We start from the raw sequence: 23,504 nt of genomic DNA, 5'->3' as shown, positions 1-23,504 counted from the left end.
ACCGTGCGGGGTGGGATCCCCCACTCGGGTCGACACTCCGGGGTGGAGCGGGGTACGCGCTCGCGACGTCCTGACCGCCGATGGTCATCCCGCTGCCTCTGCGTGGCTGACCTGGCGGCCCGGGCGCAGCCGGCCGCGCAGGAAAGCGAGGATCTCACGACGCGCGGGCCGGGCGGCCGGCACCAGGTTGGCGATGCTGAGAAAGCCGTGGGTTGCCCTCGGGTAGCAGTTCAGGCGGGCCTCGGTGCCGTCCTCGCGGAGCCGTTCGACGTAGCGTCGTCCGTGGTCCGCCACCGGATCCAGCGCGGCGGTGACGACCAGTGCCGGCGGCAGGTCGGCGAGGTTCTCGAACTTCACCGGAGAGACGGCGCGCGGGTCCAGCGCCGAGGGCAGGCTGAGTTTGCGCGCCGCGCGCAGTCGCGACAGCGAGAGGGTGGGGTTGTCGGCGTTCTCCTCGATCGACGCGTAGTCGAAAATCGTCTCGGTCCAGTCCGTGGTCGGGTAGTTCAACACCTGGGCGCGGAGTGGCGGGCCGTCCGCACGGGCGCGCAGTGCGACGAGCGCGGCGATCATGCCGCCGGCGCTTTCGCCCATGACCGCGACGGCGGAGGGATCGATGCCCCACCCGTCGGCGTCGCCGACAATCCGGGCAAGCGTGTCGTAGCCGTCCTCGATCGGTCGGGGCAGCGGGTGCTCCGGGGCGAGGCGGTACTCCACCGCGACGACCACGGCCGGGCAGCGGGCCGCGAGGTGACTGTTGAGCCAGTCGTTCTGCGCGGCGGTGCCGCCGATGAAACCTCCACCGTGGAACGAGACGATCAGCGGCAGTTTCCGTTCCGCCTGCCTGGGGCGGTGCGTTCGCAGCATGAGCCGACGGCCGGGAAGGTCGATCGTTGTTTCCTCGATGTGGGCGCGGCGGTCCGGCAGGCCGGTGACGACCCGTCCGAGACGGGACGTTGCCGCGCGGTTGGCCTTGTCGCGAACGGCGATCACCTGATCGTCGGTCATGGCTTCCCAGTCCTGGCCGTCCCTGAGGATCCGGGTGCCCAGCGGTGCTCTGGCTGTCATGGCTGCCAGCATCGCCAGCGCACCGCCGGGTTGTCTTGGAGAAATGTTCCGCCCTTGGCCGGGCCGGGGAGCACCGACTCAGGTCACCCGGAGTGCCTGCGCCTGCGCGGGCCACGCGACGTCGTCGACCGTGAGCCACGGCGCGGCCGCCACGGCCATGGGTGTCGTCCCGGTGAAGGCCATCACGTCCCGACACAGGTGGGACTGGTCGGTGAAGCCGTTCTCGGCCGCCACCCGGGCGATGCCGTGGCCCGCGGCGAGGCGGTGCGCCACATGGTCGAAGCGGACCAGCATCGCGGCGCGCTTGGGCGTCAGCCCGACCTGGGATCGGAACCTGGACCACAGCCGGCGGCGGCTCCATCCCACCTCGGCCGCCAGCCGCTCCACCCGGACCCGCCCCCGGCTCCTGAGCACCTTCTCCCAGACGAAGGCGACCTCCGGGTCCACCGCGCGGCCCGCCTCCCGCCGTCGAGCGAGCGCCGCCTTCATGACCGCGAACCGGTCGTCCCACGACCCGGCGGCCCGCAACTGTTCCCGGGTCCGCTCGGCGTCCCGCCCCCAGAGATCCTCCAGGGCGACCACGGTCGCGCCCGGCGCAGCGGCGGCCCCCAGCACCGCGTGCGCGACCACCGGCGAGAGCCGTACCTGTAGGAGGTCGACATCGCGCCCGAGCCCTCGAACGCTGCCCTGGGCCATGCCGACGACGACGCTGCCCCGCTTCCGCTCACCGCTGGCGTCGTCGACGAGCTCCGAGTCACCGAAGTCGATGAATATCGTGCACGCCGGGTACGGGACCACCGGCAGCGAGGCCGGATTTTCCGCTCGGCCGCGGAACCCGGCCATGCCGACGCCCGCCACCCGGTCCGCCGCCGACGGGACCGCGATCTCCAGCGCGGCCCCGACGACACGAACCAGGCCTACCCGTGGCATGCCGTCATGTTACGAAACACCGGAGCGGTCGTGGTTTCGTGCGGCAACGAGGTTTTGGTCGCGCCGCGGACGGGAACGCCGCCCGTGCAGATCGACATTGACGAACCGAGGGCGGCCGAGCAGTTCTGGGAGGGCATGCGCGAGGTTGCCGCAGCCGCTACCCGGCACCAGGATTACGACCTCTACGCCGCAATCGTCAAGATCGGCCGATCGGCCCTGGCCCAGGGCGTCGAGCTGGTGCCGTCCAGTGGCCTGTTCCTCCAATGTCCGGTCTGCAGGTCCCTGGCGGGTCAGCGCTGTATCAGCGCGCCCGGCCATCCGCTACGCGACGAGACGCTCCACCCGGAGCGCGTCGAGTTGGCGAAACAGGCGATGAGCGGGGAGGTGCCGCTTCCCGTTCCACTCCGCTGACGACCCTGCGCAGGACCCCGAACATGCGCGGCGTGGCCCGCGTACTCCAGTCACGATCCCGGGTCGCCGGCCCTGTCGTTGATCCGGTTGACCGCGCCCGCGACCTGGGACGACGGTGGGGCACCGACAGCCGAGGAGGGACGCCGATGACCAGTCAGCGCGAAACCGTGGAGGTCGACCACGACCTGTTCCGCGCGGTCTACGACTCGCCGGCCTCGCTGCCGGGCCGGCATCGCTGGACGACCGGGGAGTCCGACGTACGCCGGATCGAGAAGTTGCTCGGCATGCCGCCCCGCAGCATCGGTGCGCCGCTGTGGGTCAGTGGCGACGAGCCGGACTGCCCGAAGTGCGGGCGGCGGGTCAACTGGTACGACATCGTCAACTCCGCGCTGGCCGGGGTGCACGACCGGATGATGATCGCGACGGTCATCCTCGGTGAGCGCAAGTTCGTCAACACCGAGGTTCCGGACGCCATCGCGGGGGTGCGCTGCGCCGACTGCCGCACGCCGATCGAGGGGCTGCGCAGCTTCAAGTGCCACAACTGGGCGTACGCCTTCGAGGCGCTGGAGGAGGTGCGCCAGCGGATGGCCGAGACCGGCTCCCGCTGATCATGAAGCTGCAGCGGCGACACGTCGACAACCTCATGTTCGACGAGACCGGGGCCGGGCGGGTGGTCAGGTGCGGTGCGTCGGGCGGCGGCCGGGTGGGGACGGGGGTTCGGGGCCGGGGTCGGGTACGGGGGGCATCGGGCGGGTGACCGGTGTGCCGCCCGTCAACACCAGGCGTTCGCGGTGGTGCCACAGCTCCACCGTCGCGTCGCGGGCGGCGTCGGGCAGCTCGTAGCGGGCCTCGGCGGCGGTGAGCGTCACCTTCAGCCGGTGGCCGTGCCAGCGCAGCCGGAACGCGAGCCGCCGGATCGCCCCGGGCAGCCGGGGGTCGAAGCAGAGCTTCCCTTGGTCGTCGCGCAGCCCGCCGAAGCCCTGCACCAGCGCCAGCCACGCCCCGGCCAGGGACGCCAGGTGCAGGCCGTCGGCGGTCTTGTCACCGAGATCGGCGAGGTCGTGCACGACCGACTCGGCGAACAGGTCGTACGCCAGGTCGAGGTGCCCGACCTCGGCGGCGAGCACGGCCTGCGCGGGGGCCGACAGCGACGAGTCCCGGACGGTGCGGGCCTCGTAGTACGCGAAGTTGCGCGCCTTCTCGTCGGCCGTGAACTCGCCGGGGCAACGCTGCATGGCCAGCACCAGGTCGGCCTGCTTCACCACCTGCTTGCGGTACAGCTCCAGGTACGGAAAGTGCAGCAGCAGCGGGTAGTCGTCGTCCGAGGTGTTCGCGAAGTCCCACTCGGGCAACTCGGTGAACCCGGCGGACTGCTGGTGCACCCCCCGCTTGCGGTCGTACGGGAGGTGGACCGCGTCGGCGGCGGCCCGCCAGCCGGCGATCTCGGCCGGGTCGACGCCGAGCCGGGCGGCGGCCTCCGGGTGCCGTTCGGCGGCGTCCGCGGCGCCCCGCAGGTTCCGCCGCGCCATCAGGTTCGTGAAGACGTTGTCGTCGACCAGCGCGCTGTACTCGTCCGGGCCGGTGACCCCGTGCAGGTGGAACGCGCCGTCGTCGGTGAAGTGCCCGAAGCCGTGCCAGAGCCGGGCGGTCTCCACCAGCAGCTCCAGCCCGGTCTCGACGAGGAACGCCGGGTCTCCGGTGGCGGCGACGTACCGCAGGACCGCGTCGGCGATGCCGGCGTTGAGGTGCAGGCCCGCGGTGCCGGCCGGCCAGTAGCCGGAGCACTCCCGCCCGCCGAGGGTCCGCCACGGGAAGGAGGCGCCGGTCAGCCGCAGCTCCGCCGCGCGCTCCCGTGCCTCCGGCAGGTGGGCGTGCCGCCAGCGCAGCGCGGACCGGGCCACCTCGGGCGCCACGTAGGTGAGCACCGGCAGGACGTAGCCCTCGGTGTCCCAGAGCACGTGGCCGTCGTAGCCGTTGCCGGTCAGCCCCTTGGCGGGGACGGTCCGGTCCCCGTCCGGGCGGCCGGCCTGGAGCAGGTGGAACAGCGCGAAGCGGGTCGCCTGTTGCAGCTCGTCGTCGCCGTCCAGCTCGACGTCGGCGGTCTGCCACAGCGCGTCGAGGGCCGCGCGCTGGGCGGCGAGCAGCGCGTCGAAGCTCTCCGCGCGGGCCGCGCCGGCCTCCGCGACGACCAGGTCCGCGAGCGGCGCCGGGTCGCCGCCGTCGACCGGCTCGCACTCGTACGCGGCGAACTTCGTGACCCGCACCCGCTGACCCGGGTGCAGCGTCCCGTCGAGGGCGAAGCGCAGCCGGTCAGGGCTCTCGTCCTCGGCTGCCGTGAAGCCCTCCGGAACCTCCACGTCGTGGGCGACCGCCACCGCGACCCGCTGCGCGCTGCGCTCGGTGCGGTGCACCAGGACCCCGTCGTGGCCGTCGACGCGGCGGTACTCGGCGGTCAGCGGGTCGTGGATCACCGAGGCGGCCCGGGGATCGTCGGACCGCTCCGGCACCCGCTCGTTGGCGAGCAGGTCCGAGCAGACCCGTACGACGACCGGCGCGTCCAGCGCCTCGACGGTCCACCGGACGGCGGCCACCGCCCGGTGGGGCAGCGACACCAGCCGTACGCTGCGGACCCGGACGGCGTGCCCGCCCGGCGACTCCCACTCGGTGTGCCGCTCGACCACGCCGGCGCGCAGGTCGAGGAACCGGTCGTGCACGCGGATGGTGCCAATGCGCAGGTCCAACGGCTCGCCCGCCACCCACAGCTTCATCAGGGTGGCGTTGGGCGCGCTGATCACGGTGTCGCTGAGCTGCGGGAACGCGTACCCGTCCTCGGGGTAGCCCAGTTCCCGCCGTTCGTGGAAGCCGTTGAGGTAGGTGCCGGGCATGCCGTACGGCTCGCCCTCGTCGAGGCTGCCGCGCCAGCCGATCCAGCCGTTGGCGAGCGCGAAGACGGACTCGGTCTCGGCGAGCCGCTCGGCGTCGTCGGCGGTGCGCCGGATCCGCCAACGTTCGTCGTCGCCCGCGGGCGTGGTCGGCGGCAGATCGGCGGTGGACTGCACATGACCTCCCGGGCTGCGTCGGCCGGTGCCGCTCCGGCGGATCGGCCCCAGGGTCGCCGAGGCGGCGGTCGGCGCCCGTCCGCCGTCTGCGCGCCCGTCACCTGTTTCCCATCCCCACCACCTCCCCAAACCCTCTCCCGCTCTGTCCGCGATCTTGCACTTTGTGCCCTCGATATGCGCCTTTCGCTCCTTGTGACGGGGCAGAAAGTGCAAGATCGCCGGATGGGGTCAGCGGGTTAGGAGGAGGGTTGTGGCGGTGGCCAGGATCAGGGCGGGGCCGAAGGGGAGGTGGCTGGACCAGCGGGCGCGGCCGGCGGCGAGCAGCGCCACGGCGACCAGCGCCGAGCTGGTGAACGCGAGCAGCAGGCCGAGCACCGGAGGCGTCCAGCCGTGCCAGCCGAGCAGCAGGCCCGCGCCGACGGCCAGCTTGGCGTCGCCGAGACCGAACCCGCGTCGGCCGAGCACGAGGGTGGTGGTGGCGAACAGGAGGCCCAGCCCGAGCCCGGCGGCGGTGGCCCGCAGCCACGGGCCGCAGGCCGCGTCGACGGTGGCGGCCAGGCCGAGCAGGAGCCACGTGCCGAGAGCGGCCGGGCCGGTGAGCCGGTCGGGCAGCCGGTGCACCGCCGCGTCGACGAAGGCGAGCGGCACCGCCCAGCCGAGCCACCAGCCCACGGCGGCCAGCTCGGCGACCGGCGGCCCGAGCAGCAGCAGCACCAGGGCGGCGGCGGCCGCGGCGACCTCCACCGAGCCGGGAGGTGGGCCCACCCGCGTCCCGCACGACCGGCACCGGGCGGACGGCCCGAGCGCCGGCCACGGGCGGGCCAGGCCGATCGCCGCGCCGCAGGCGTCGCAGCCCCGCCGGGCGACCGACCCCGGGGGTACGGCGTGCCGGACGACGGCGAGCCGGAGCACCGGGGTGACGGCGAGAGCGGCGAGCAGTCGGGCGGGCGCGGTACGGCGCGGGACGGTGAGTGTCATGCGGCCCCCGTCCCGATGAACACGAAACGTAGTCGACAGCTCGCACACCGGTAACGGGCCGCCCGGGTTCGGGGCTTACCACCGCGGCCGCCCGGCGGGGCGGGCCGCGGCCCGGACGGCCGCAGCTCCGGCGGGTGGGGGCGGCCGGCGGACCGACGCACGGCGGGGGACAAAGCGGACGGGAGCCGCCGATCGCCCACACTCCTGCCGGTCGCGCACCCGGGAGGACGCCCGCACCGGCCCACCCGGCCGTGCCGGGGCGCGGGTCCGGGCACCGCCCGCCGGCAACCCGCCGGCGACCAGGTCCCCACCACCGGCCACCACCACCTGTCATCACTCAGAGTATTCAAATGAATTGCCTCTGTTGCATCGGCGAACGTCAGCCTATGCTCCCCCCTTGGGTGCGATGCAACCTTCGACGAAAGAACCGGGACGGCACAGGGATTTACATTTGTAAAGATCAGTCACGGTAAATGCGGGTGCGTTTTCCACAGGTCCGGATGCGCTCATTCGGCCGCGCTTCCGCATGCCCGGATCCGCCGGAACACCGGCCGCCGGGAGGCCGACGAGGAGGGCCCGACAGTGCGAGGACGGCAGCTCAGGGGCGTTACGACGTACCTGGCGACGGTCGCGGCGCTCGGCGCCGTGGCCGGCTGCGGCACCGAACAGGGAGCGACCACAGCGGCGGCGGGTGGCGATCTCGGACCACCTCCCGTACGACAGGAAGCCGACGAACAGACCGCCCGGAAAGCCGCGCTCGCCGCGTATTCCGGATATCTCGCCGCTTCCCGGAAGGCAAGTGGACGCAGTGATCCGCAGGATCCGGAACTGTCCACGTTCCTCGCTGATCCGTTGCTGACCCGGGTCCGCCTGGCGATCCGCACGGCGAAGGAGCACGGGGCCGTACGCGTCGGCACGCTGGTCTCCGACCCCACCGTCACCTCCGTCGACCTCGACGCCGTCCCGCCCACCGTGGAGATCCAGGACTGCCTCGACGCGACCGGCTGGCGCCTGGTCTACGCCCGGGACAAGCGCGTGGTGCCGGGCAGCCGGGGCACCCGCCACCTGGCCACCGCGACCGCCACCCGCTACCCGGACGGCCGCTGGCTGATCAGCGCCGGCGCCTCGCACGAGGACCAGCCGTGCTGACCCGGGGCGCGGGACCGCGTCGCACGGTGCTGGCGGTGCTCCTCGCCGCCCTGCTGGCGACGTCCGCCGCACCGGCCGTGAGCTGGGCCGACCCGCCCGGCGGCGACTGCCCGCCCGGGCAGACCAACTGCGACGTCTGGGACGACGACCCCGGCACACCGGGTGGCGGCGGCGGGCCGGGCGGTGGCGACGGCGGCGGCGACGGCGGCGGGGGCGGCAAGTGCCAGTGGAACGGCCGCGTCATCCCCTGCTACGACCCCGTGCTCGGCTGGTTCAACAACGGCGACGGCTGCTACTACAAGCTGGCCGAGCCGCAGCCGGCGGACACCCCCGCAGGCTCCCAGTGGTACGTGCTGACCTGCAACGGCGGTGACCTCGGCTCGCAGCGGATGGCGCTGCTCGACGCGCCCCCGCCCGGCTACGGCGCCCCGCCCGACCCGGAGGAGCTGGCCCGGCGGGCCCTCGCCTCGATCGACCTGCTCCCGCCGAATGTGGCGGTCGCGCCCCGCAAGCGCGTCGGCCCCGGCCTGGTCGGGCTGCCGGTCTGGATGTGGGCCAGCCGGGACCTGCCCGGCCGACCGCGGCACTACTTCGGCCCGCAGCACGCCTCCGCCTCCGACCGCGGCCTGAGCGTCTACATCGAGGCGAAGGTCGACCGGGTGGTCTGGGACATGGGCAACGGCGACAAGGTCACCTGCTCCGGCCCCGGCACGGAGTACCGGTCCACCAGCCCGCTGGCCGGCAAGCCCTCCCCCGACTGCGGCTACGACGACGGCTACCCGAAGGCCGGCACCTACCGGGTCCAGGCGACCACGTTCTGGACGGTGAACTGGCGAGCCAGCAACGGCGTCGTCGGCGACCCGATCTACCAGACCCGCACCAGCCTCACCGTGACGATCCAGATCAACGAGCTTCAGGTGGTGACGCAGTGAGCCTCGCGACGCGCAACGGGACCCCACCGGTGGACACCCCGGTCACCCCACCCAAGGTGGTGCGGCAGCGCCGGATGCGCCCTGGGCTGCTCGGCCTGGCCGTCCTGCTGATCGCCCTCGGCGGGCTCGGCGCGGCGTTCGCCGTCACCTCGGTCCGCGCCACCGGGACGTACCTGGCGGTGGCCCGCCCGGTCGAGGTCGGCCGGACGATCGGCGCCGACGACCTGGTGACCGTGCAGGTCTCCGGCGGGGCGGGACTGTCCCCGGTGCCCGCCGGCCGGCGGGGCGACGTGATCGGCAAGCGGGCGACGGTGTCGCTCGTCCCCGGGACGCTGCTCACCATGGACCAGCTCACCGACGCGCCCCTGCTCGGTGCCGGCCAGCAGCAGCTCGCGCTGGGCCTCGAACCGGCGCAGGTGCCGGCCCGCCGGCTCCACCCCGGCGACAAGGTGCTGCTGGTCAGCACCCCGGCCGGCAGCGAGGAACGGCCGGTCGTCACGGCCACCCGCTTCGAGGCGACCGTCATCGACACCGCCACCAGCGAGGACGACGACGAGGTCGTGGTCTACGTGGCGCTCCCCGTCCGGGACGTGCCGGCGGTGGCGGCGTTGGTCGCCCAGGACCGCATCGCCGTCGCCCTCACCGAGGCGGCCTGAGCCATGGCGATCATCGCGCTGGTCGCCGCGAAGGGCTCGCCGGGCGTCACCACGACAGCGCTGGCCTGCGCCCTGACCTGGCACCGGCGGGTGGTGCTCGCCGAGTGCGACCCGGCCGGTGGGTCGGTGCTCGCCGGGTTCCTCGGTGGCGCGCTCGACGGCCCCCGGGGCCTCGGCGAGCTGGCCGTCGGCGAACTGCGCGACGGAAACCTGGAGACGGCGTTCTGGTCGCAGCTGGTCGACCTGGACGCCCCGAAGCGGGAACGGCTGCTGCTGCCGGGCGTCGTCGACCCGGCCCAGGCGGGCAGCGTGACCCCGCTGTGGCAACGGTTCGCCGACTTCTTCGCCGGGCTGGAACGCGGCGACCCCGCGTACGACGTGCTCGTCGACTGTGGCCGCCTGCACGCACCCGGCCCGCCCTGGCCGGTCCTGCGCGCCGCCTCGGTGGTGCTGGTCGTCACCGGCGCCCGGCTGCCCGACATCTCCGCCACCCGGTCGCTGGTCCGCACGATCGAGCGGGACTTCACCGAGCACCGGGTGTCCCCGGGCACGCTGCGGCTGCTGCTGGTCGGCGGCGGGCACGGGCGCAGCGAGGTCAGCAAGGCGCTGCGGCAGCCGGTCATCGCGCGGCTGCCGCACGACCCGCGTACCGCCGACGTGCTGACCCTGGGCGGGACCGTGCGGGCCGGGCGGCCGCTGATGCGCGCGGCGGGTGCGCTGGAGGTGCCGGTCGGGGCGCTGCTGGACCGGCGGCGCGCCCGCCTTAGCTGGCCGGTGCCGCAGGGGGTGCCGGATGCGGTTTGAACCGGTCTCCACCGACCCGCGCCGGCCCGCGCCGGCCGCCACCTCGATCGCGCCGCCCCTGGCCGCGGCGAACGGCCGGCACCACCATGCGGTGCCGGTCGTCCAGCCACCGCCGGAGCCGCCCGCGCGCCCCCGGATGGACTTCCAGGTCGTCCGCGAGCTGCGCCGGGAGCTGAGCGAGCGGCTCACCGCCTGGCAGCGCGGGCGGGAGTTCGACGCCGACGCCGAGGACACCGAGCGCGCCCGGCTCGCGGTCGCGGTCGTCGCCGAGTACGCCGACGCGGTGCGCCGGGCCGGCACCCCGCTCACGGCCGACGAGGAACGGCTCCTGCTCGACCAGGTGACCGCCGAGCTGGCCGGGCTCGGCCGGCTCCAGACCCTGCTGGTCGACGACACCATCGAGGAGGTGCACATCCTCGGCTGCGACCAGGTACGCATCACCCGGCACGGCGGCGGCGTCGACTGGGCCGAGCCGATCGCCGACAGCGACGACGAGCTGGTGGAGATCCTCCAGGCGGCGGCCCGTCGGGCGGGCGCCACCGAGCGGTCGCTGTCCACCTCGAAGCCGACCCTCGACCTGCAACTGCCCGACGGCAGCCGGCTCGCCGCGGTGTTCCTGGTCAGCCACCGCCCGTACGCGGTGATCCGCAAGCACAACACGCTCGACATCAGCCTGGACGACCTCGCCGGCGGTCGGGGCGACCTGGACGAGATGATCGACCCGCTGCTGCGCGACTTCCTCCGCGCGGCCATGCGCGCCGGCCTCAACATCATGGTCGCCGGCCTGGCCGGGGCGGGGAAGACGACGGTCGTCCGGGCGCTGATGGCGGAGATTCCGCCCGACGAGCCGTACGTGCTGCTGGAGGAGAGCCGGGAGCTGCTGCCGGCCCGCCGCGGCCGGCGGCACCGGGCGGTGATGAGCTTCGAGGCCCGCGAGGGCCACGGCGAGCGGGGGCCGGACGGCCGCCCGGCCGGCGAGGTGAGCATCGCCGACCTGATCCCGGTGTCGCTGCGGATGGGCGTCCTGCGGATCGTCGTCGGGGAGGTCCGGTCCCGGGAGATCGTCCCGATGCTCCAGGCCATGACGACCAGCCGGGGCTCGATGTGCACGATCCACGCCCGTACCCCGGCCGGCGTCGGCGAGCGGATCATCGAGCTGGCGCTCGCGCACGGCCGGGAAATGACCGTCGACCAGGCCCGGCGGATGGCCGGGAACGCGCTGGACCTCATCGTCTACGTCACGGTCGAGGACGAGACCGCCATCGGGGGCCGCAAGCACCGCTTCGTCTCGCACGTCGAGGAGGTGATCGGCGTCGGTGACGCCAACCGGATCATCACCACCTCGGTCTTCGGGCCTGGTCCGGACGGCCGGGCGGTCCCCCGGCACCTGCCCGAGCGCATCCGCGCCCAGCTCCTGCGGGTCGGCTACGACGCCCGGCTGCTGAGCCGGTGGATCGAGGCCGGCGCCGGGGCCTGGCGCCGGCCCCGACAGACCCGGCTGGGACGGCGGTGAGGCCGGTGGTGGACGTCGAACTCGTCGCGGTGGTCTCCGGGGCCGCCGCCGTGGCCGGGGTGCTGCTCGCCGTCGTCGCGCTCGTCGGCACCCGCCGGCCGCCCGGGCCGGCCCCCGGCGCCGGGCGCGGGATCGCCCGGGTCTGGCGCGGCTCCGGCCCCACCCCCGGGGAGCAGCGGGCCCACCAGGCACTGCTGGTCGGTGCCCTGGTCGCCGGCGCGCTGGCGTTCCTGCTGACCGGCCTACCGGTGGTCGGCCTGCTGGTCGCCGTGGCGGTGCCGGGGACGCCCTGGCTCTTCTCGGTCGGCCGGGCCGAGCAGCGGGCCATCGCCCGGATCGAGGCGGTCGGCGAGTGGACCCGCCGCCTCAAGGACGTCTCGGCGACCGGCCAGGGCCTCCAGGCCGCGATCACCGGCACGGTCGCGACCGCGCCGGAGGAGATCCAGGAGGAGGTACGGCTGCTCGCCGCCCGGCTCCAGGCCGGCTGGCTGGCCCGCCCCGCCCTGCTGGCCTTCGCCGACGAAATCGCCGATCCGGTGTGCGACCAGGCGGTGGCGGCGCTGATCCTGCACCTCACCGACCGGGGTGAGCGCCTCGGTGACGTGCTCGGTTCGATCGCCTCGGCCGCCGCCGCCGAGGTCGCCACCCGCCGCGAGGTCGAGGCGAAACGCACCCAGCCCCGGTTCGCGGTGCGCTTCCTCACCGGCATGACGCTGGTCGTGATCGCGTACGGGCTGCTCAACCCCGAGTACATCCGCCCGTACGGGACGCCGGTCGGGCAGCTGGTCATGGCGGTGCTCGGGGCGGCCTTCGTCGGCCTGCTCGCGTGGGTGCGCTCGATGAGCCAGCCACAGCGGCCGGCCCGCTTCCTGCCGGCTCCCGACCCGTCGGAGGTGGTCGCGTGAGCACGGGGATCGAGCGTTGCGCCGCGGTCGGGAACGGAAGGTGGCGCAGGTGATTGTCAACTGGCAGCTGGCCGTCGCGGTGGTCGGCGGGGCGGCGGTCGGGCTCGGCGTCTTCCTGGTGGTCCGGGAACTCGTCCCGGCGACGCCGGCGCTCGGGCCGGCCCTGCGCCGGCTGCACCAGCCGCCCGGCGCCCCGGCGGCGACACCCGACGCCCGCCGGCTCGAATGGCTGACCGGGCTGGCCCGCTGGCTCCGGCCGCCGCACCGGCAGCTCGCCCTGATCGACCGGACGCCGGAGCAGTACGCCCTGTCGCTGCTGCTCTCCGCCCTGATCGGGCTCGCCTCGCCGACCCTGGCGGGCATCGCGCTCGCCGCCGTGGGCGTACGGCTGCCGCTGGCCGTACCGGTGCTGGGCAGCCTGGGCCTGGCGCTGCTGTGCGCGCTGCTCGCGCACCGCGCGGTGCTGGCGAAGGCCGACGCGGCCCGCGAGGAGTTCCGCGCCGCCGTCTGCACCTACCTGGACCTGGTCGCGTTGCAGCTCTCGGCCGCGCACGGGCCGGTCCAGTCGCTGGAGCGGGCGGCGGAGGTCTGTGCCGGCTGGGTCTTCGACCGGATCCGGGAGGCGCTGCGGATCGCCCAGCTCCAGATGCACTCGCCCTGGGACGAGCTGCGCGACCTGGCCGACCGCATCGGCATCCCGGAACTCGGCGACGTGGGCGCGATCATGCGCTCCTCCGGCAGCGAGGGGGCGCAGGTGCACGAGACCCTGCGCAGCCGGGCCGACTCGCTGCGCGACCAGATCCGCACCGACAACCTGGCCCGGGCGGAGGGGGTGACGAGTCGGCTCGACATCCCCGGCGCACTGCTCGTCTTCGTACTGCTCGGTTTCGCGACCTACCCGTTCATCGCCCGCCTCTGACGGGCCACCCCGAGAAGGAGCAACCCGATGCCACTGATCACGTACCTGCACGTCGCGCTGGCCGCGCGGCTCGCCGAACTGCGCCGGGAGGGCGAGCGCGGCGACAGCCCGGTCCCCACCGCGGTCATCATCTTCGGCCTGGTCACGGCGGCGCTCGCGGTCACCGCGATCGTCGCGACCAAGGCCGGGCAGTGGATGAACGCCATTCCGACGCCCTGATCCGATGCGCCGAGACACCTCAGCCGGTCACCGCCGGGCGGGACTCCCCGCCCGGCGGTCCGGCGCGCGCCGGCTCCTCGGTGACCGCGCCGACCGGGGGGCCAGTCCGGTGGAGCTGGCGGTGGTCATGCCGGTGATCCTCGTGCTGCTCTTCGGGTCGATCCAGGTCGCCGCCTGGTTCGTCGCCCGGTCGACGGCGCTGCACGCGGCCCAGAGCGGGGTCAACGCGCAGCGGGCGTACCAGGCCCCGCCGGGTGCGGGCGAGGCCCGCGCCCGGCGGTTCCTGAACGCGGCCGGCGGCTGGCTGGTCGGCTGGGACTCCCCCGGCCCGAGCTGCCAGACCGTCGGAACCGACGTGACCTGCACGGTCCGCGGGCGCTCGCTCTCCGTCGTGCCCGGCGTCGACTTCCCGGTACGCCAGAGCGCGCACGGGACGGCGGAACGGTGGACCACGCCGTGAGCCGCGACCGCGGAAGCGTCTCCGTCGAGGTTGCCGTCCTCGCACCGGCCTTCATCGCGCTGCTCGTCCTGGCCGGGGTCGCCGGGCGTACCGCCGTGGCGGCCGAGGCGGTCGAGGCCGCCGCCCACGACGCGGCCCGTGCCGCCTCGATCTCCCGGAACGCGGGCACCGCCCGGCGGGAGGCCCGGGAGGCGGCCGTCCAGCAGCTCGACTGGCGCCGACTCGACTGCACCGGCGCGCCCACGGTCGCCTTCAGCGGCACCGTGAATGGCCGCGCGACCAGCTTCGACGCGGCGTTCCGCAGCCCGGTCGGCCAGGACGCCTCGGTGACCGTCCGCATCTCCTGCACCGTCGACCTGGCCGACCTGCGGCTGGACGCGGTGCCCGGGATGCCGACCAGCAAGCGGGTGTCGGCGAGCTTCACCTCGCCGCTGGACCGCTACCGGAGCAGAGCTCTCGGGTTCGGGATTACTGAAGCGCCTTCCGTCGCGAACCCGAGTATGCGTGGTGCGTGATGAGCGCTGAAGGCATGGCGGGTTCGCGAACTGGATGTTGGCAGTGGCCAGCTTCAGGCGGCGGCGATGGCCTCGATCTCCAGCAGCCACGCCTCGTCGTAGATGCCGGTGATGATGATCGTGAGCGCGGGGCTGTGGTCGCCGAGGACCTCGTGGCGGATCCGGGCGTTGGCTTCTCGGTATTGCCGGTCGGACAGGAAGATGGTGACCTTGACAAGGTTGCGCTCGGTCATGTCCGCGTCCTTCAACACGGTCAGCACGTTGCGCCACGCCTGCCGGCATTGGGTGTCGAAGTCGCTCGGCACGGTGCCGTCAGGTGCTTCGGGGACCTGACCGCTGATGAACAGGGTTCGGCCGGCGCCGGTAACCAAGGCGCCTTGGGCGTAGGACCGGGGCTGCTGATCAAGGCTGGTGATCTGCACGGCGGACACGATATGGACGGCCCTGTCGTTGCGTCCAGCGAGTTGTCTGTCGTGGCGGACGCTGCTTGGAGAGCAGGATCACTCTTTCTCGGTGGCGATGAGGTCGGGGTGGTCGACCGTTTTGGTGTAGCGGGTGCTGGCCTGCACCGAGAGACCAAACAGGTCGACGAGGCGGCGGACGTCGCCGTCGGTGGCGTGGGCTTCGTCGAGGATGCGGTCTTCGCGGATCGCGGTACCGGTCAGTCCTTCGCCGATGGTAGGCCGCACCCAGCGGTGGCCGACTTCCGCGTCGGGTCGGCAGGCGGTGCGGTAGTGCAGAAAGAAGTGGTCGTTGAGAGTGTTCGGCCAGCGAGTGTCGCGATAGCCGAGCCAGCGGTTGAGGCGGTGCAGTACCGGTTCGGCGAGGACGATGATCCGGCCATCGACGTGCAGGCGCCCGTCGCGCAGATCAGTGATCCTCATCCGGCGGATGTGTCCGGGGCGCAGCCCGTGGAAGGCGATCAGTGCGACGACGGCGGCTTGAGCGACGTCGCTGGAGTTGAGTGCCTGCCGGACGGCGTGCAGGTTGACGGGGACGGGTTGGCGGGCTTGGTGTTCGCCGGTCTTGACCCGGCGGGTGGGGTCGGTGAACAGGACCTTGTGCTCCTTGGGAACCCGGAAGATCGACTTAAGTCCCTGGCCGGCGGTGGATCGAGGATTCCCTGTGGCAGGCAGGGCGTCGAGCACGTCCTCTTTCGTGATTTCACGCAGCGTCGTGCGCCCGGTGGCTGCCCAGGCGCGCAGAACGGGCAAGGCCCACTTGGTGTGCAGGCGGAGGGTGTTCTCGGAGCGTGGCCGCCGGCGCGGGCTGGTGGAGCGGCCATGGCGCATGACGTCGTACCAAATCAGCAGTTCTGTGGTCATCTGCTGGGGCAGGCCTTCGATCTGACTGTGGAACCAGGTGTCGATCGTGGGTGGCCGGTCGTCGACAAGCAGGTTGGCATCAGCGAGGACTTCCAGGACTGTCCAGGTGCGCAGGCTGGCGGCCAGCAGTTGGAGGACCTCGGTGGCCTTGATGGGCGCGCCGGGGGTGTCTTGCAGGCCGAGCAGGATGCGCACGCCCCAGCGGGCCTCGTCGGTGTGCTTTCTGCCCCACCGTCGGGCGGCCGCGTAGGCACGGGTGTGTCGGTCGAGTTGGTCGGCGAGGGCTGGGTCGGGCGGAGCGGGCATCGCAACGCGTCCGCATGCGGCCAGGTTGCGCTGCATGGGAATCAGCAGCAGTTGCTGGTGCCGGACGGGAGGCCGCAGTGGCTGGCGGGGTTCGGCCGGCGGCGCCTTGGACTGGAACCGGCTGCCGTCGGAGAACATGTTGGCGAGGAACAGTTGCTGGCCGTGCCGGTTGGCGGCGGTGACGTCAAGCATGTCCCGGCCGGCGCGGACCAGAGTCGCCTGCTTGCGGCAGAGCCGGCAGACCCCCTCTGCGCCGAGGATGACGGCCCGACCGCAGGTGTGGCAGTCGCCAACGATCTTGTACTTGGCGCGCCAGGTGCTGCAGCCGTGGCAGAGCCAGTTGTGCAGTCGGGTCACGCCCCACGCGTAGCAGTCCCGGCACGACTCGACCGGCGGGATCGCGTAGGGATGGCAGCGGGTGCACAACCCGGCCGCAAAGTAACCAGAGCGGGAGCCGCAGCGCAGGCATCGACCGCACCACCGCCAGCGTCATGGCCGCCCCACTTCAGGAATCCCTCGCCAACGTCCCTACAAGCGACAACGAGTCAGGAATCCCGACGTTTTGTCGAAACTCTCATTGACGCTCGGGAGGCCCCGATGACCAGGGCTTTCGGCAGCTCAAGACAACCCGGCAGGGAAGAAACTCATGACACTTCTGACACGGGGATGACCGCCCCACGGCGCCGGGACGACGCGGGCCGGGTCAGTGTGTTCCTGGCGATCGCCGCCGTGGGCGTCCTCACGATCGTCGCGCTCGCCTTCGACGGCGCCGGGCAACTCCGCTCGTTGCACCGGGCGGACAACCTCGCCGCCGAGGCGGCCCGGGCCGGCGGCCAGGCGATCGACCGGGCGACCGCCATCGAGGGCGGCCCGAAGCGCATAGACGAACCGCAGGCCCGTCGTGCCGTGGCCGACTACCTGGCCGCCGCCGGTGCGACCAATCACACCGTCAGCTTCCCGGTGGTCGACGGCGAGACCGTCGTCCGGGTCCGGGTCACCGTCACGTACCAGCGATCCCTGCTCGGCCTCGTCGGCTTCGCCGACACCGTCACCGTCTCGGGCGAGGCGACCGCCCGGGCGCTCACCGGCGCACCCTAGGAAGGAAGGCAGCCATGGCCACACCGGTTCGTGCCGTCGGACGGATCCTCACCGGGTTCGGCGCGCTCGTCCTGCTCTGCGCCCTCCTGGTCGCTGCTCCGGTGGCGCTGCTCGCGCTCGCCGGCAACCCGCTGCCCGACCAGGTGCCCACCCTCGCCGAGATCGGCACGGCCCTGACCAGCCGCGACGACGGTCGGCTCTTCCTGCGGGCGCTTGCGCTGGCCGGCTGGGCAGGCTGGGCCACCTTCGCCCTGTCGGTCCTGGTCGAGCTGGGCGCGCTCGCACTGCGCCGCCCCGCGCCCCGGCTGCCCGGGATGAGCCGGCAGCAGCGGGCCGCCGCCGCGCTGGTCGGGTCGGTCGCGCTGATCCTGGCGGCCAGCCCGGCCGCGGCGAGCGCGGCGGCCGTGGCGGCGGGCCCGACGCCGGTCCCGGCAGGTCCCACCGCGACGGCGGTGGACCCGGAGGCGGCGCGAACCGTGGCGGCAGGCCGTTCCCTGGCCGCGCCGCCGGTCTCGTTGACGCTGCGGGCGCTCGGCGCGGCAACCACGCCCCCGGCGCGGACCGGTCCCGCCAAACCGGTGCGACACACGCCGGTCTACCGGGTGGCGAAGGGCGACCACCTCGGGTCGATCGCCGAGCGGTACCTGGACAGCTTCGACGAGTACCGGGCACTGGCCCGACTGAACCGGCTGGCCGACCCGGACCGGATCCACCCCGGCCAGTTGCTGCGGCTGCCCGCCGAGGCCGAGGACCGGGGTGCCCGCCGGCACGCCACCGGTCGGTTGATCGCACGTCCGACCGCGAAGCGGCCGGTCCCGCCGGCAGCCCCGCCCGTCGAGAAGGCGCCGGCTCCGGGGACCCCGTCGACGGCGGACGGATCGGACCCGGCACCGGCGAAGGACGGACCGGTCATGACGGTCGGCGCGGCCCGGCCCGCCGACCCCGACCGGGTGAACCGGCCGCTCGCGGTGTCCGCCGTCCTCGCGGTGTCGAGCATCATCGGCGCCCAGATCGGCGCGGTGCTCGGCCTGCGCCGCCGCCCGGCCGCCACCAGGGCGGGGCGGTCCGGCAAACAGAGTTGGGCTCCCCGGGAGATCCCGGTCGGCCGGCACCGCCGGGACTGACGCCGCGGTCTCCTGGCCAGCGTCCGCGAGGCGGAGGCCCCGCCGGCGGCGCCGGTCAGGGGAGGCGGGCCTCCAGTACGCCGTCGACGATGCGGGTCGGCAGGACCACCTGGTCGTTGGGGGACGGACCGTGCACGACCTCGCCGCCGTTGAGGCGGAACGTGCTGCCGTGCCACGGGCACACCACGCACTCGTGACCGTCGATCTCCTGCACCTCGCCCTGGCCGAGCGGGCCGCTCTGGTGCGGGCAGCGCTCCAGCATCACGGTGACCTCGTCGCCGTGCCGGTACAGGATCACCGACACGTCGTCGATCTCCCGGGTGACCAGTTGGCGCTGCGGGAGCGCCGACATGTCGGCGATCGAGTGCCAGCCGTCGCTCATCAGGTGCAGCTCGGAGATGCTCTGGCTGACCTGCGCACCCTGCTTGTACGCGAGGTGCCCGCCCACGTACGCGCCGAAGCTGGCCGCGCCGAGGCCGACCATCCCCAGCGTGCGGCCGAGGCGGTGGTTGCCGGCGAGACGGGCGGCCACCGACCCCGCATAGCAGGTCAGGGCGATCGAGTTCGCGGCGGCGTGCACGAGGCCGATGCGGCGCTGGTCGCGGGAGAGCGCGGCCCAGTCGTTGAGCCCGGCCACGGCCGCCGGGACGGCGCTGGCCGTGCCGAGGGTGCAGAGCGTCGTGGCGGCGCGCTGCTGGCCCGGCATCAGGTCCAGCACCGCCGTGCTGATCCAGGCGCCGACGGGGACCTGCACCATCGCCGGGTGCAGCGGATGGCCCAGCCACACGCCATGGAGGAAGTCGCGGATTCGCTGCGGCCGGAGGGTGCCCTGGACCGCCCGCTGGAGTGGATCCCCGATCCGGTCCAGCCGGGACGCCTGCTCGATCTTCGTCAGTAGCGCTCGCACGGTGTACCGACTTCCCGGCAATCGCGGTCGCAAACCGGTCTCCCGGTGCGGATCCGCCGGGTCCTGGCGTGCCGGCGCCGCCGGGGGCATGCTGTGCCGATGGGGGTACGCGTCGAGCACGCCGGAGCGGTGACCACGGTGATCCTGGACCGGCCGGAGTCCCGCAACGCCGTGGACGGTCCCACCGCGCGGGCGCTGGCCGACGCGTTCCGCGCGTTCGAGGCCGACCCGGCGGCGGCGGTGGCGGTGCTCTGGGGCGCCGGTGGCACGTTCTGCGCGGGGGCGGACCTGAAGGCGATCGGCACGCCGCGCGGCAACCGCGTCGAGCCGGACGGGGACGGGCCGATGGGCCCGACCCGGATGGCGCTGGCCAAGCCGGTGATCGCGGCGATCTCCGGGTACGCGGTCGCGGGCGGCCTGGAGCTGGCGCTCTGGTGCGACCTGCGGGTCGCCGAGGACGACGCGGTGCTCGGGGTCTTGTGCCGGCGCTGGGGCGTACCCCTGATCGACGGCGGGACCGTCCGGCTGCCCCGGCTGATCGGCGAGAGCCGGGCGATGGACCTGATCCTCACCGGCCGGCCGGTGCCGGCCACCGAGGCGTACGCGATGGGGTTGGTGAACCGGCTGGTCGCGCCGGGTGAGGCGCGGGCGGCGGCCGAGCGGCTCGCGGCCGAGATCGCCCGGCATCCGCAGACCTGCCTGCGCAACGACCGGAAGGCGGTGCTGGCCGCGGCGGCGATTCCCGAGCCGGAGGCGCTGGCGACCGAACTGGCCTACGGGATGGAGTCGCTGGCCACCGACGCGCCGGCCGGGGCCGCGCGGTTCGCCGCCGGCGCGGGCCGGCACGGGGCTCCGACCTAGCCGAGGTCCTGCAGTGCCGCCGAGATGGCGCGGTGGAAGGTCGGGTACGCGTAGATCATCTGGCGCAGCCGGGCCAGCGGCACGGCCGCGTGCACGGCGACCGCCAGCGCCGAGAGGACCTCGCCGCCGGCCGGCCCCACCGAGGTCCCGCCGACCAGCACGCCCTGGTCCGCATCGGCCACCAGCTTGACGAAGCCGTCGCCGCGGTGGATCCAGCCGCGCGTGGAGGAGTCCAGCGACGCGAAGCCCACCTGCACGTTCATTCCCCGCTCGCGGGCCTGCCGCTCGGTGAGCCCGACCGCCCCGACCTCCGGGTCGGTGAACGTGACGCGGGGCAGCGCCCGGTAGTCCGCCCGGGGGACGGCGCCGCCCGGGTGCGTGCCGGCGGCGCCCATCGCACCGCCCATCATGCTGGCCGTGCCGCTCGGGTCGGGCTTCCCGGCGGACCGCCGGACGTGGTCGAGCACGTCGGCCACGACGATGCCGGCCTGGTACATCGCGACATGGGTGAAGGCGCCCTCGCCGGTGACGTCGCCGACCGCCCAGATCCCGTCGGTGACGTGCAGCCGGTCGTCGACCGACAGGTAGCGCCCGTCGGCACGGACGCCGACGGTCTCCAGCCCCAGCTCGTCGAGGTACGCCCGGCGGCCGGTCACCACCAGCAACCGCTCGGCCGCGTACGCGGTCCCGCCCGCGTGCAGGGTGAACTCCCGGCCGTCGTGCTCGACCCGCTCGGCGGTCACCCCGGTGTGGATCTCCACGCCGTCCGCGCGCAGCGCGGCGGCGGCCACCTCGGACGCCTCCGGCTCCTCCACCGCGAGTACCCGGTCCAGCGCCTCGACCACGGTCACCCGGACCCCGAACCGGGCAAGGACCTGGGCGAGTTCCAGGCCGATGGCACCGCCCCCGAGCACCAGCAGCGAGCCGGGCAGCTCCGCGGCCTCGACGGCCTCGTGGTTCGTCCAGTACGGGGTGCCGGCCAGCCCGTCGACCGGCGGCACGGACGGCCGGGTGCCGGTGCCCAGCACGATCCCGTGCCGGGCCTGGAAGACCTGGTCGCCGACCCGGACCCGGGCCGGACCGTCGAGCCGCCCGCTGCCCCGGACGAAGCGACCGCCCTTGCCGACGAACCGCTCCACCGCCGCCCGGTCGTCCCAGGTGTCGGTGGCCTCCTCGCGGATCCGCCTCGCCACCGGCCCCCAGTCGGGCCGCACCTGCGCCGTCCCGGCGAGGCCGTCGACCCGGCGGGCCTCGGCGAGCGCGTTCGCCGCCCGGATCATCATCTTGCTGGGGATGCACCCCCAGTACGGGCACTCGCCGCCGACCAGGCTCCGCTCGACGCCGACGACGTCGAGCCCGGCCTCGGCGAGCCGGCCGGCGACCTCCTCCCCGCCCACCCCGAGCCCGACGACGACCACGTCCACGATCTCCGGCTCCGCCATGCCGCCAGCGTAAGGAAGGGCCCCTGCTCAACGCATCCGGTAGCGGAAGCGACCCTTGCTGACACGTCATGTGGGAGTGACGGATAGCGGACCGAGCCGGGGGTGTCACCACCCACTCACGGTCAGTACGCTCTCGTGCTCGTGGAAACCGACACGCCGCGCCCGGAGAGCCCCACCGACGCCCACGGCACGCGCGATCGATCCCTGCTGGTGGCGAACGTCCTCAGCGCCGTGACAGCGGTGATCGGTCTGGTCCAGGCGCTGCGGGCCGACCCGTGGTGGCCGGTGTGGATCCTCGTCGGTGTCGTCGCCCTCGGCGGGCTGGTGGCGTACCGGCTGCGCCAGCGACGCTGGCGACCGGCCGCCGTGAGCTTCGTCGTCCTGCTGCTCCTGGTCGGCGGCGGCGCGCTGCTGGCGCTCGCGCGGGCAGGCGACCGGCCGGGGAGCGGCACGCCCGCCGCCCACGGCGCGACGAGCGCCGCGCCGGCCCCCGACGGTCCGGGGTCCGGCACGTCGCCGTCCACCGCGCCGTCCAGCCCCGCCGCCGCCGCGACCGGCCCGGGCACGGGCGCCGCGCCGACCTTCTTCAGCGACGTCGTGCGGTTGGCGAAGGACACGGGGGTCGACCTGGACGACCGGCGGGCGGTCCGCCGGTACGAACACGACGCCACGGTCGACCTGTACCTGGAGTGGGGCCAGATGCTCTACTCCAGCGCCCGGCACGGCGCGATGTACGACGACAGCGACGAAGGGCCGGAAGCGGGCGCCGAGGCCCGCTGCCGGACCTACCGCGAGGCGAAGCGGGACACCTTCACGAGCAGGTACGTCGGCGGCGGCAACCAGCAGTTCTGCTTCACCACCTCGGCTTCACCACCTCGGCGGGCCGTCCGGCCTGGGTGCGGGTGGTCAACACCGAGGACGACGGGGGGATGCTGCTGAAGGTCACCGTCTGGGAGCGCTGACCCGCTCGGCGCGGCCCGGCCGGGTCGGCACCGGGGCCGACAGCGGCGGTCCGGGGAGGGTGACCGGGGTGCCGGCCGGGGTGAGCAGGGCCTGGGCGGCCACCGCCAGCCGGCGGCGTCGCGGCACGACGGCCCGGCGGGCGAAGACGTCGAAGTCCTGCGCGGCCACCTCGTCGAGGATCGCGCCGTAGAGCGCGTACGCGGTGCGCATGCAGGCCTGCGAGGCGGGGGCGAGCATCGTGATCCCGGGTGCCGCCGCGGCGTAGTGCGCCCGGGCCCGGGTCACCTCGTACCGGACGAGGTCGCGGATCGGTTCGGTGCCGCGCCCGGCCGCGCGGGCGGCGACCAGGTCGTCGCGGGTGACGCCGAACCGGGCCAGGTCCTCGTCGGGCAGGTAGGTGCGGCCACGGTCGAGGTCCTCGGCGACGTCCCGGATGAAGTTGGTCAGCTGGAAGGCGAACCCGAGCTGGCGGGCGGGCTCGCGGGCGGCGGCCGGGTCGGTGCTGCCGAGGATCGGCAGCATCATCGTGCCGATGACGGCGGCCGAGCCCTCCATGTAGTCCAGCAGGTGCTCGTAGGTGCGGTACGAGCTGACGGTGAGGTCCATCGCCATGCTCTTGAGGAACGACACGAAGTCGTCGCGGTCCAGGTCGAAGACGGCGATCGTGTGCAGGACCGCGGGGAGCAGCGGGTCGTCGACGGGTTCGCCGTGCAGGCCGGCGACGAACCGGCCGGCCCAGTCGTCGAGCCGGGCGGCCCGCTGGGCCGGGGGAAGCTCCTCGGTGCGGTCGACGATCTCGTCGGCGTAGCGGGTGAATCCGTACAAGGCGTGCACATGCCGCCGTTTCCAAGCGGGGAGCAGCCTGGTGGCGAGATAGTAGGTACGGCCGTGACGTCGGTGCAGCTCACGGCAACGGTCATAGGCAGCGGTGAGATCCGTGTCCACCGGCCCTCCTCTTTA

General features: G+C 73.9%; 25 protein-coding genes. 16 read left to right on the top strand and 9 right to left on the bottom strand.

Features of this window, described 5'->3' with window-relative positions:
* Nucleotides 1-84: 84 nt before the first annotated feature.
* Entirely contained in the window at nt 85-1,008 is a 924-nt protein-coding gene (locus EV376_RS06375) for an alpha/beta hydrolase (protein WP_130328541.1), read from the bottom strand.
* Nucleotides 1,009-1,146: 138 nt separating this feature from the next.
* Nucleotides 1,147-1,998, bottom strand: a complete 852-nt coding sequence (locus EV376_RS06370) for a helix-turn-helix domain-containing protein (protein WP_486482533.1) — start codon at nt 1,996-1,998, stop codon at nt 1,147-1,149.
* A gap of 84 nt (nt 1,999-2,082) precedes the next feature.
* Here EV376_RS06370 and EV376_RS06365 point away from each other — a divergent pair, with 84 nt between their 5' ends.
* Nucleotides 2,083-2,409: a zinc finger domain-containing protein gene (locus tag EV376_RS06365; RefSeq protein ID WP_130321206.1), complete on the top strand. Its 327-nt coding sequence runs from the start codon at nt 2,083-2,085 to the stop codon at nt 2,407-2,409.
* 146 nt (nt 2,410-2,555) lie between these two features.
* A complete protein-coding gene (locus EV376_RS06360; RefSeq protein WP_130321205.1) occupies nt 2,556-3,017 on the top strand; it encodes a hypothetical protein in 462 nt (153 codons plus the stop codon).
* A gap of 66 nt (nt 3,018-3,083) precedes the next feature.
* On the opposite strand, the gene EV376_RS06355 is transcribed toward EV376_RS06360, so the two are convergent.
* Together EV376_RS06355 and EV376_RS06350 are read right to left on the bottom strand one after the other, a co-directional pair.
* The gene (locus EV376_RS06355) at nt 3,084-5,468 is read right to left on the bottom strand and encodes a glycoside hydrolase family 65 protein (RefSeq protein ID WP_486482532.1); all 2,385 of its coding nucleotides are present in this window, start codon (nt 5,466-5,468) and stop codon (nt 3,084-3,086) included.
* Between the two features lie 228 nt (nt 5,469-5,696).
* Nucleotides 5,697-6,446 carry an A24 family peptidase gene (locus EV376_RS06350; RefSeq protein ID WP_130321204.1) on the bottom strand — a complete coding sequence of 250 codons (750 nt, stop codon included), beginning with the start codon at nt 6,444-6,446 and terminating at the stop codon, nt 5,697-5,699.
* Between the two features lie 582 nt (nt 6,447-7,028).
* Between EV376_RS06350 and EV376_RS06345 the strand changes: the two genes are divergently transcribed.
* Genes EV376_RS06345 through EV376_RS06300 form a run of 10 tightly spaced genes read left to right on the top strand, consistent with a single transcriptional unit; the run spans nt 7,029 to nt 14,518 of the window.
* Nucleotides 7,029-7,595, top strand: coding sequence for a hypothetical protein (locus EV376_RS06345; RefSeq protein ID WP_130321203.1), 567 nt, complete (start codon nt 7,029-7,031; stop codon nt 7,593-7,595).
* Nucleotides 7,589-8,527, top strand: coding sequence for a hypothetical protein (locus EV376_RS06340; RefSeq protein WP_130321202.1), 939 nt, complete (start codon nt 7,589-7,591; stop codon nt 8,525-8,527). The genes EV376_RS06345 and EV376_RS06340 overlap by 7 nt, the downstream gene beginning before the upstream one ends.
* Nucleotides 8,524-9,183, top strand: a complete 660-nt coding sequence (locus EV376_RS06335; RefSeq protein ID WP_130321201.1) for an SAF domain-containing protein — start codon at nt 8,524-8,526, stop codon at nt 9,181-9,183. The genes EV376_RS06340 and EV376_RS06335 overlap by 4 nt, the downstream gene beginning before the upstream one ends.
* Before the next feature lie 3 nt (nt 9,184-9,186).
* Nucleotides 9,187-9,987 carry a P-loop NTPase family protein gene (locus EV376_RS06330; protein ID WP_130321200.1) on the top strand — a complete coding sequence of 267 codons (801 nt, stop codon included), beginning with the start codon at nt 9,187-9,189 and terminating at the stop codon, nt 9,985-9,987.
* Nucleotides 9,977-11,500 carry an ATPase, T2SS/T4P/T4SS family gene (locus EV376_RS06325; protein WP_130321199.1) on the top strand — a complete coding sequence of 508 codons (1,524 nt, stop codon included), beginning with the start codon at nt 9,977-9,979 and terminating at the stop codon, nt 11,498-11,500. The genes EV376_RS06330 and EV376_RS06325 overlap by 11 nt, the downstream gene beginning before the upstream one ends.
* Nucleotides 11,461-12,405: a type II secretion system F family protein gene (locus EV376_RS06320; RefSeq protein ID WP_486482871.1), complete on the top strand. Its 945-nt coding sequence runs from the start codon at nt 11,461-11,463 to the stop codon at nt 12,403-12,405. Before EV376_RS06325 ends, EV376_RS06320 begins: the two co-directional genes overlap by 40 nt.
* Before the next feature lie 52 nt (nt 12,406-12,457).
* Nucleotides 12,458-13,324 (top strand): type II secretion system F family protein, encoded by an 867-nt coding sequence (locus tag EV376_RS06315; protein ID WP_130328538.1) that lies wholly within the window; start codon nt 12,458-12,460, stop codon nt 13,322-13,324.
* 27 nt (nt 13,325-13,351) lie between these two features.
* Nucleotides 13,352-13,543 (top strand): hypothetical protein, encoded by a 192-nt coding sequence (locus tag EV376_RS06310; protein ID WP_130321197.1) that lies wholly within the window; start codon nt 13,352-13,354, stop codon nt 13,541-13,543.
* Between the two features lie 4 nt (nt 13,544-13,547).
* Complete coding sequence (locus EV376_RS06305) at nt 13,548-14,003, top strand: TadE family protein (RefSeq protein WP_130321196.1); 456 nt, start codon at nt 13,548-13,550, stop codon at nt 14,001-14,003.
* A complete protein-coding gene (locus tag EV376_RS06300; RefSeq protein ID WP_130321195.1) occupies nt 13,988-14,518 on the top strand; it encodes a TadE/TadG family type IV pilus assembly protein in 531 nt (176 codons plus the stop codon). The genes EV376_RS06305 and EV376_RS06300 overlap by 16 nt, the downstream gene beginning before the upstream one ends.
* A gap of 53 nt (nt 14,519-14,571) precedes the next feature.
* Here the strand turns inward: EV376_RS06300 and EV376_RS06295 are convergent, their stop codons facing one another.
* Together EV376_RS06295 and EV376_RS06290 are read right to left on the bottom strand one after the other, a co-directional pair.
* Nucleotides 14,572-14,940, bottom strand: coding sequence for a RidA family protein (locus tag EV376_RS06295; protein ID WP_486482531.1), 369 nt, complete (start codon nt 14,938-14,940; stop codon nt 14,572-14,574).
* Between the two features lie 78 nt (nt 14,941-15,018).
* Nucleotides 15,019-16,506 carry a hypothetical protein gene (locus tag EV376_RS06290; RefSeq protein WP_486482530.1) on the bottom strand — a complete coding sequence of 496 codons (1,488 nt, stop codon included), beginning with the start codon at nt 16,504-16,506 and terminating at the stop codon, nt 15,019-15,021.
* Nucleotides 16,507-16,815: 309 nt separating this feature from the next.
* Here EV376_RS06290 and EV376_RS06285 point away from each other — a divergent pair, with 309 nt between their 5' ends.
* Nucleotides 16,816-17,247: a pilus assembly protein TadG-related protein gene (locus tag EV376_RS06285; RefSeq protein ID WP_130321193.1), complete on the top strand. Its 432-nt coding sequence runs from the start codon at nt 16,816-16,818 to the stop codon at nt 17,245-17,247.
* Between the two features lie 14 nt (nt 17,248-17,261).
* Nucleotides 17,262-18,371 carry a LysM peptidoglycan-binding domain-containing protein gene (locus EV376_RS06280; protein ID WP_130321192.1) on the top strand — a complete coding sequence of 370 codons (1,110 nt, stop codon included), beginning with the start codon at nt 17,262-17,264 and terminating at the stop codon, nt 18,369-18,371.
* Between the two features lie 55 nt (nt 18,372-18,426).
* Here the strand turns inward: EV376_RS06280 and EV376_RS06275 are convergent, their stop codons facing one another.
* The gene (locus EV376_RS06275; RefSeq protein ID WP_130321191.1) at nt 18,427-19,278 is read right to left on the bottom strand and encodes a Rieske (2Fe-2S) protein; all 852 of its coding nucleotides are present in this window, start codon (nt 19,276-19,278) and stop codon (nt 18,427-18,429) included.
* A 99-nt stretch (nt 19,279-19,377) separates the two neighbouring features.
* On the opposite strand from EV376_RS06275, the gene EV376_RS06270 reads away from it, so the two are divergent.
* Complete coding sequence (locus EV376_RS06270; protein WP_130321190.1) at nt 19,378-20,139, top strand: crotonase/enoyl-CoA hydratase family protein; 762 nt, start codon at nt 19,378-19,380, stop codon at nt 20,137-20,139.
* Here EV376_RS06270 and EV376_RS06265 read toward each other — a convergent pair.
* The gene (locus tag EV376_RS06265) at nt 20,136-21,581 is read right to left on the bottom strand and encodes a dihydrolipoyl dehydrogenase family protein (RefSeq protein WP_130321189.1); all 1,446 of its coding nucleotides are present in this window, start codon (nt 21,579-21,581) and stop codon (nt 20,136-20,138) included. The two genes, EV376_RS06270 and EV376_RS06265, sit on opposite strands and share 4 nt — an antisense overlap.
* 141 nt (nt 21,582-21,722) lie before the next feature.
* On the opposite strand from EV376_RS06265, the gene EV376_RS06260 reads away from it, so the two are divergent.
* Nucleotides 21,723-22,520: a hypothetical protein gene (locus EV376_RS06260; protein ID WP_130321188.1), complete on the top strand. Its 798-nt coding sequence runs from the start codon at nt 21,723-21,725 to the stop codon at nt 22,518-22,520.
* Between the two features lie 3 nt (nt 22,521-22,523).
* On the opposite strand, the gene EV376_RS06255 is transcribed toward EV376_RS06260, so the two are convergent.
* Complete coding sequence (locus EV376_RS06255; protein ID WP_130321187.1) at nt 22,524-23,489, bottom strand: phytoene/squalene synthase family protein; 966 nt, start codon at nt 23,487-23,489, stop codon at nt 22,524-22,526.
* Between the last annotated feature and the right edge of the window lie 15 nt (nt 23,490-23,504).

Source organism: Micromonospora sp. CNZ295, assembly GCF_004217535.1.
The sequence above is the reverse complement of the archived record's forward strand: the minus strand, read 5'-3'. Positions and strand labels throughout refer to the sequence as shown.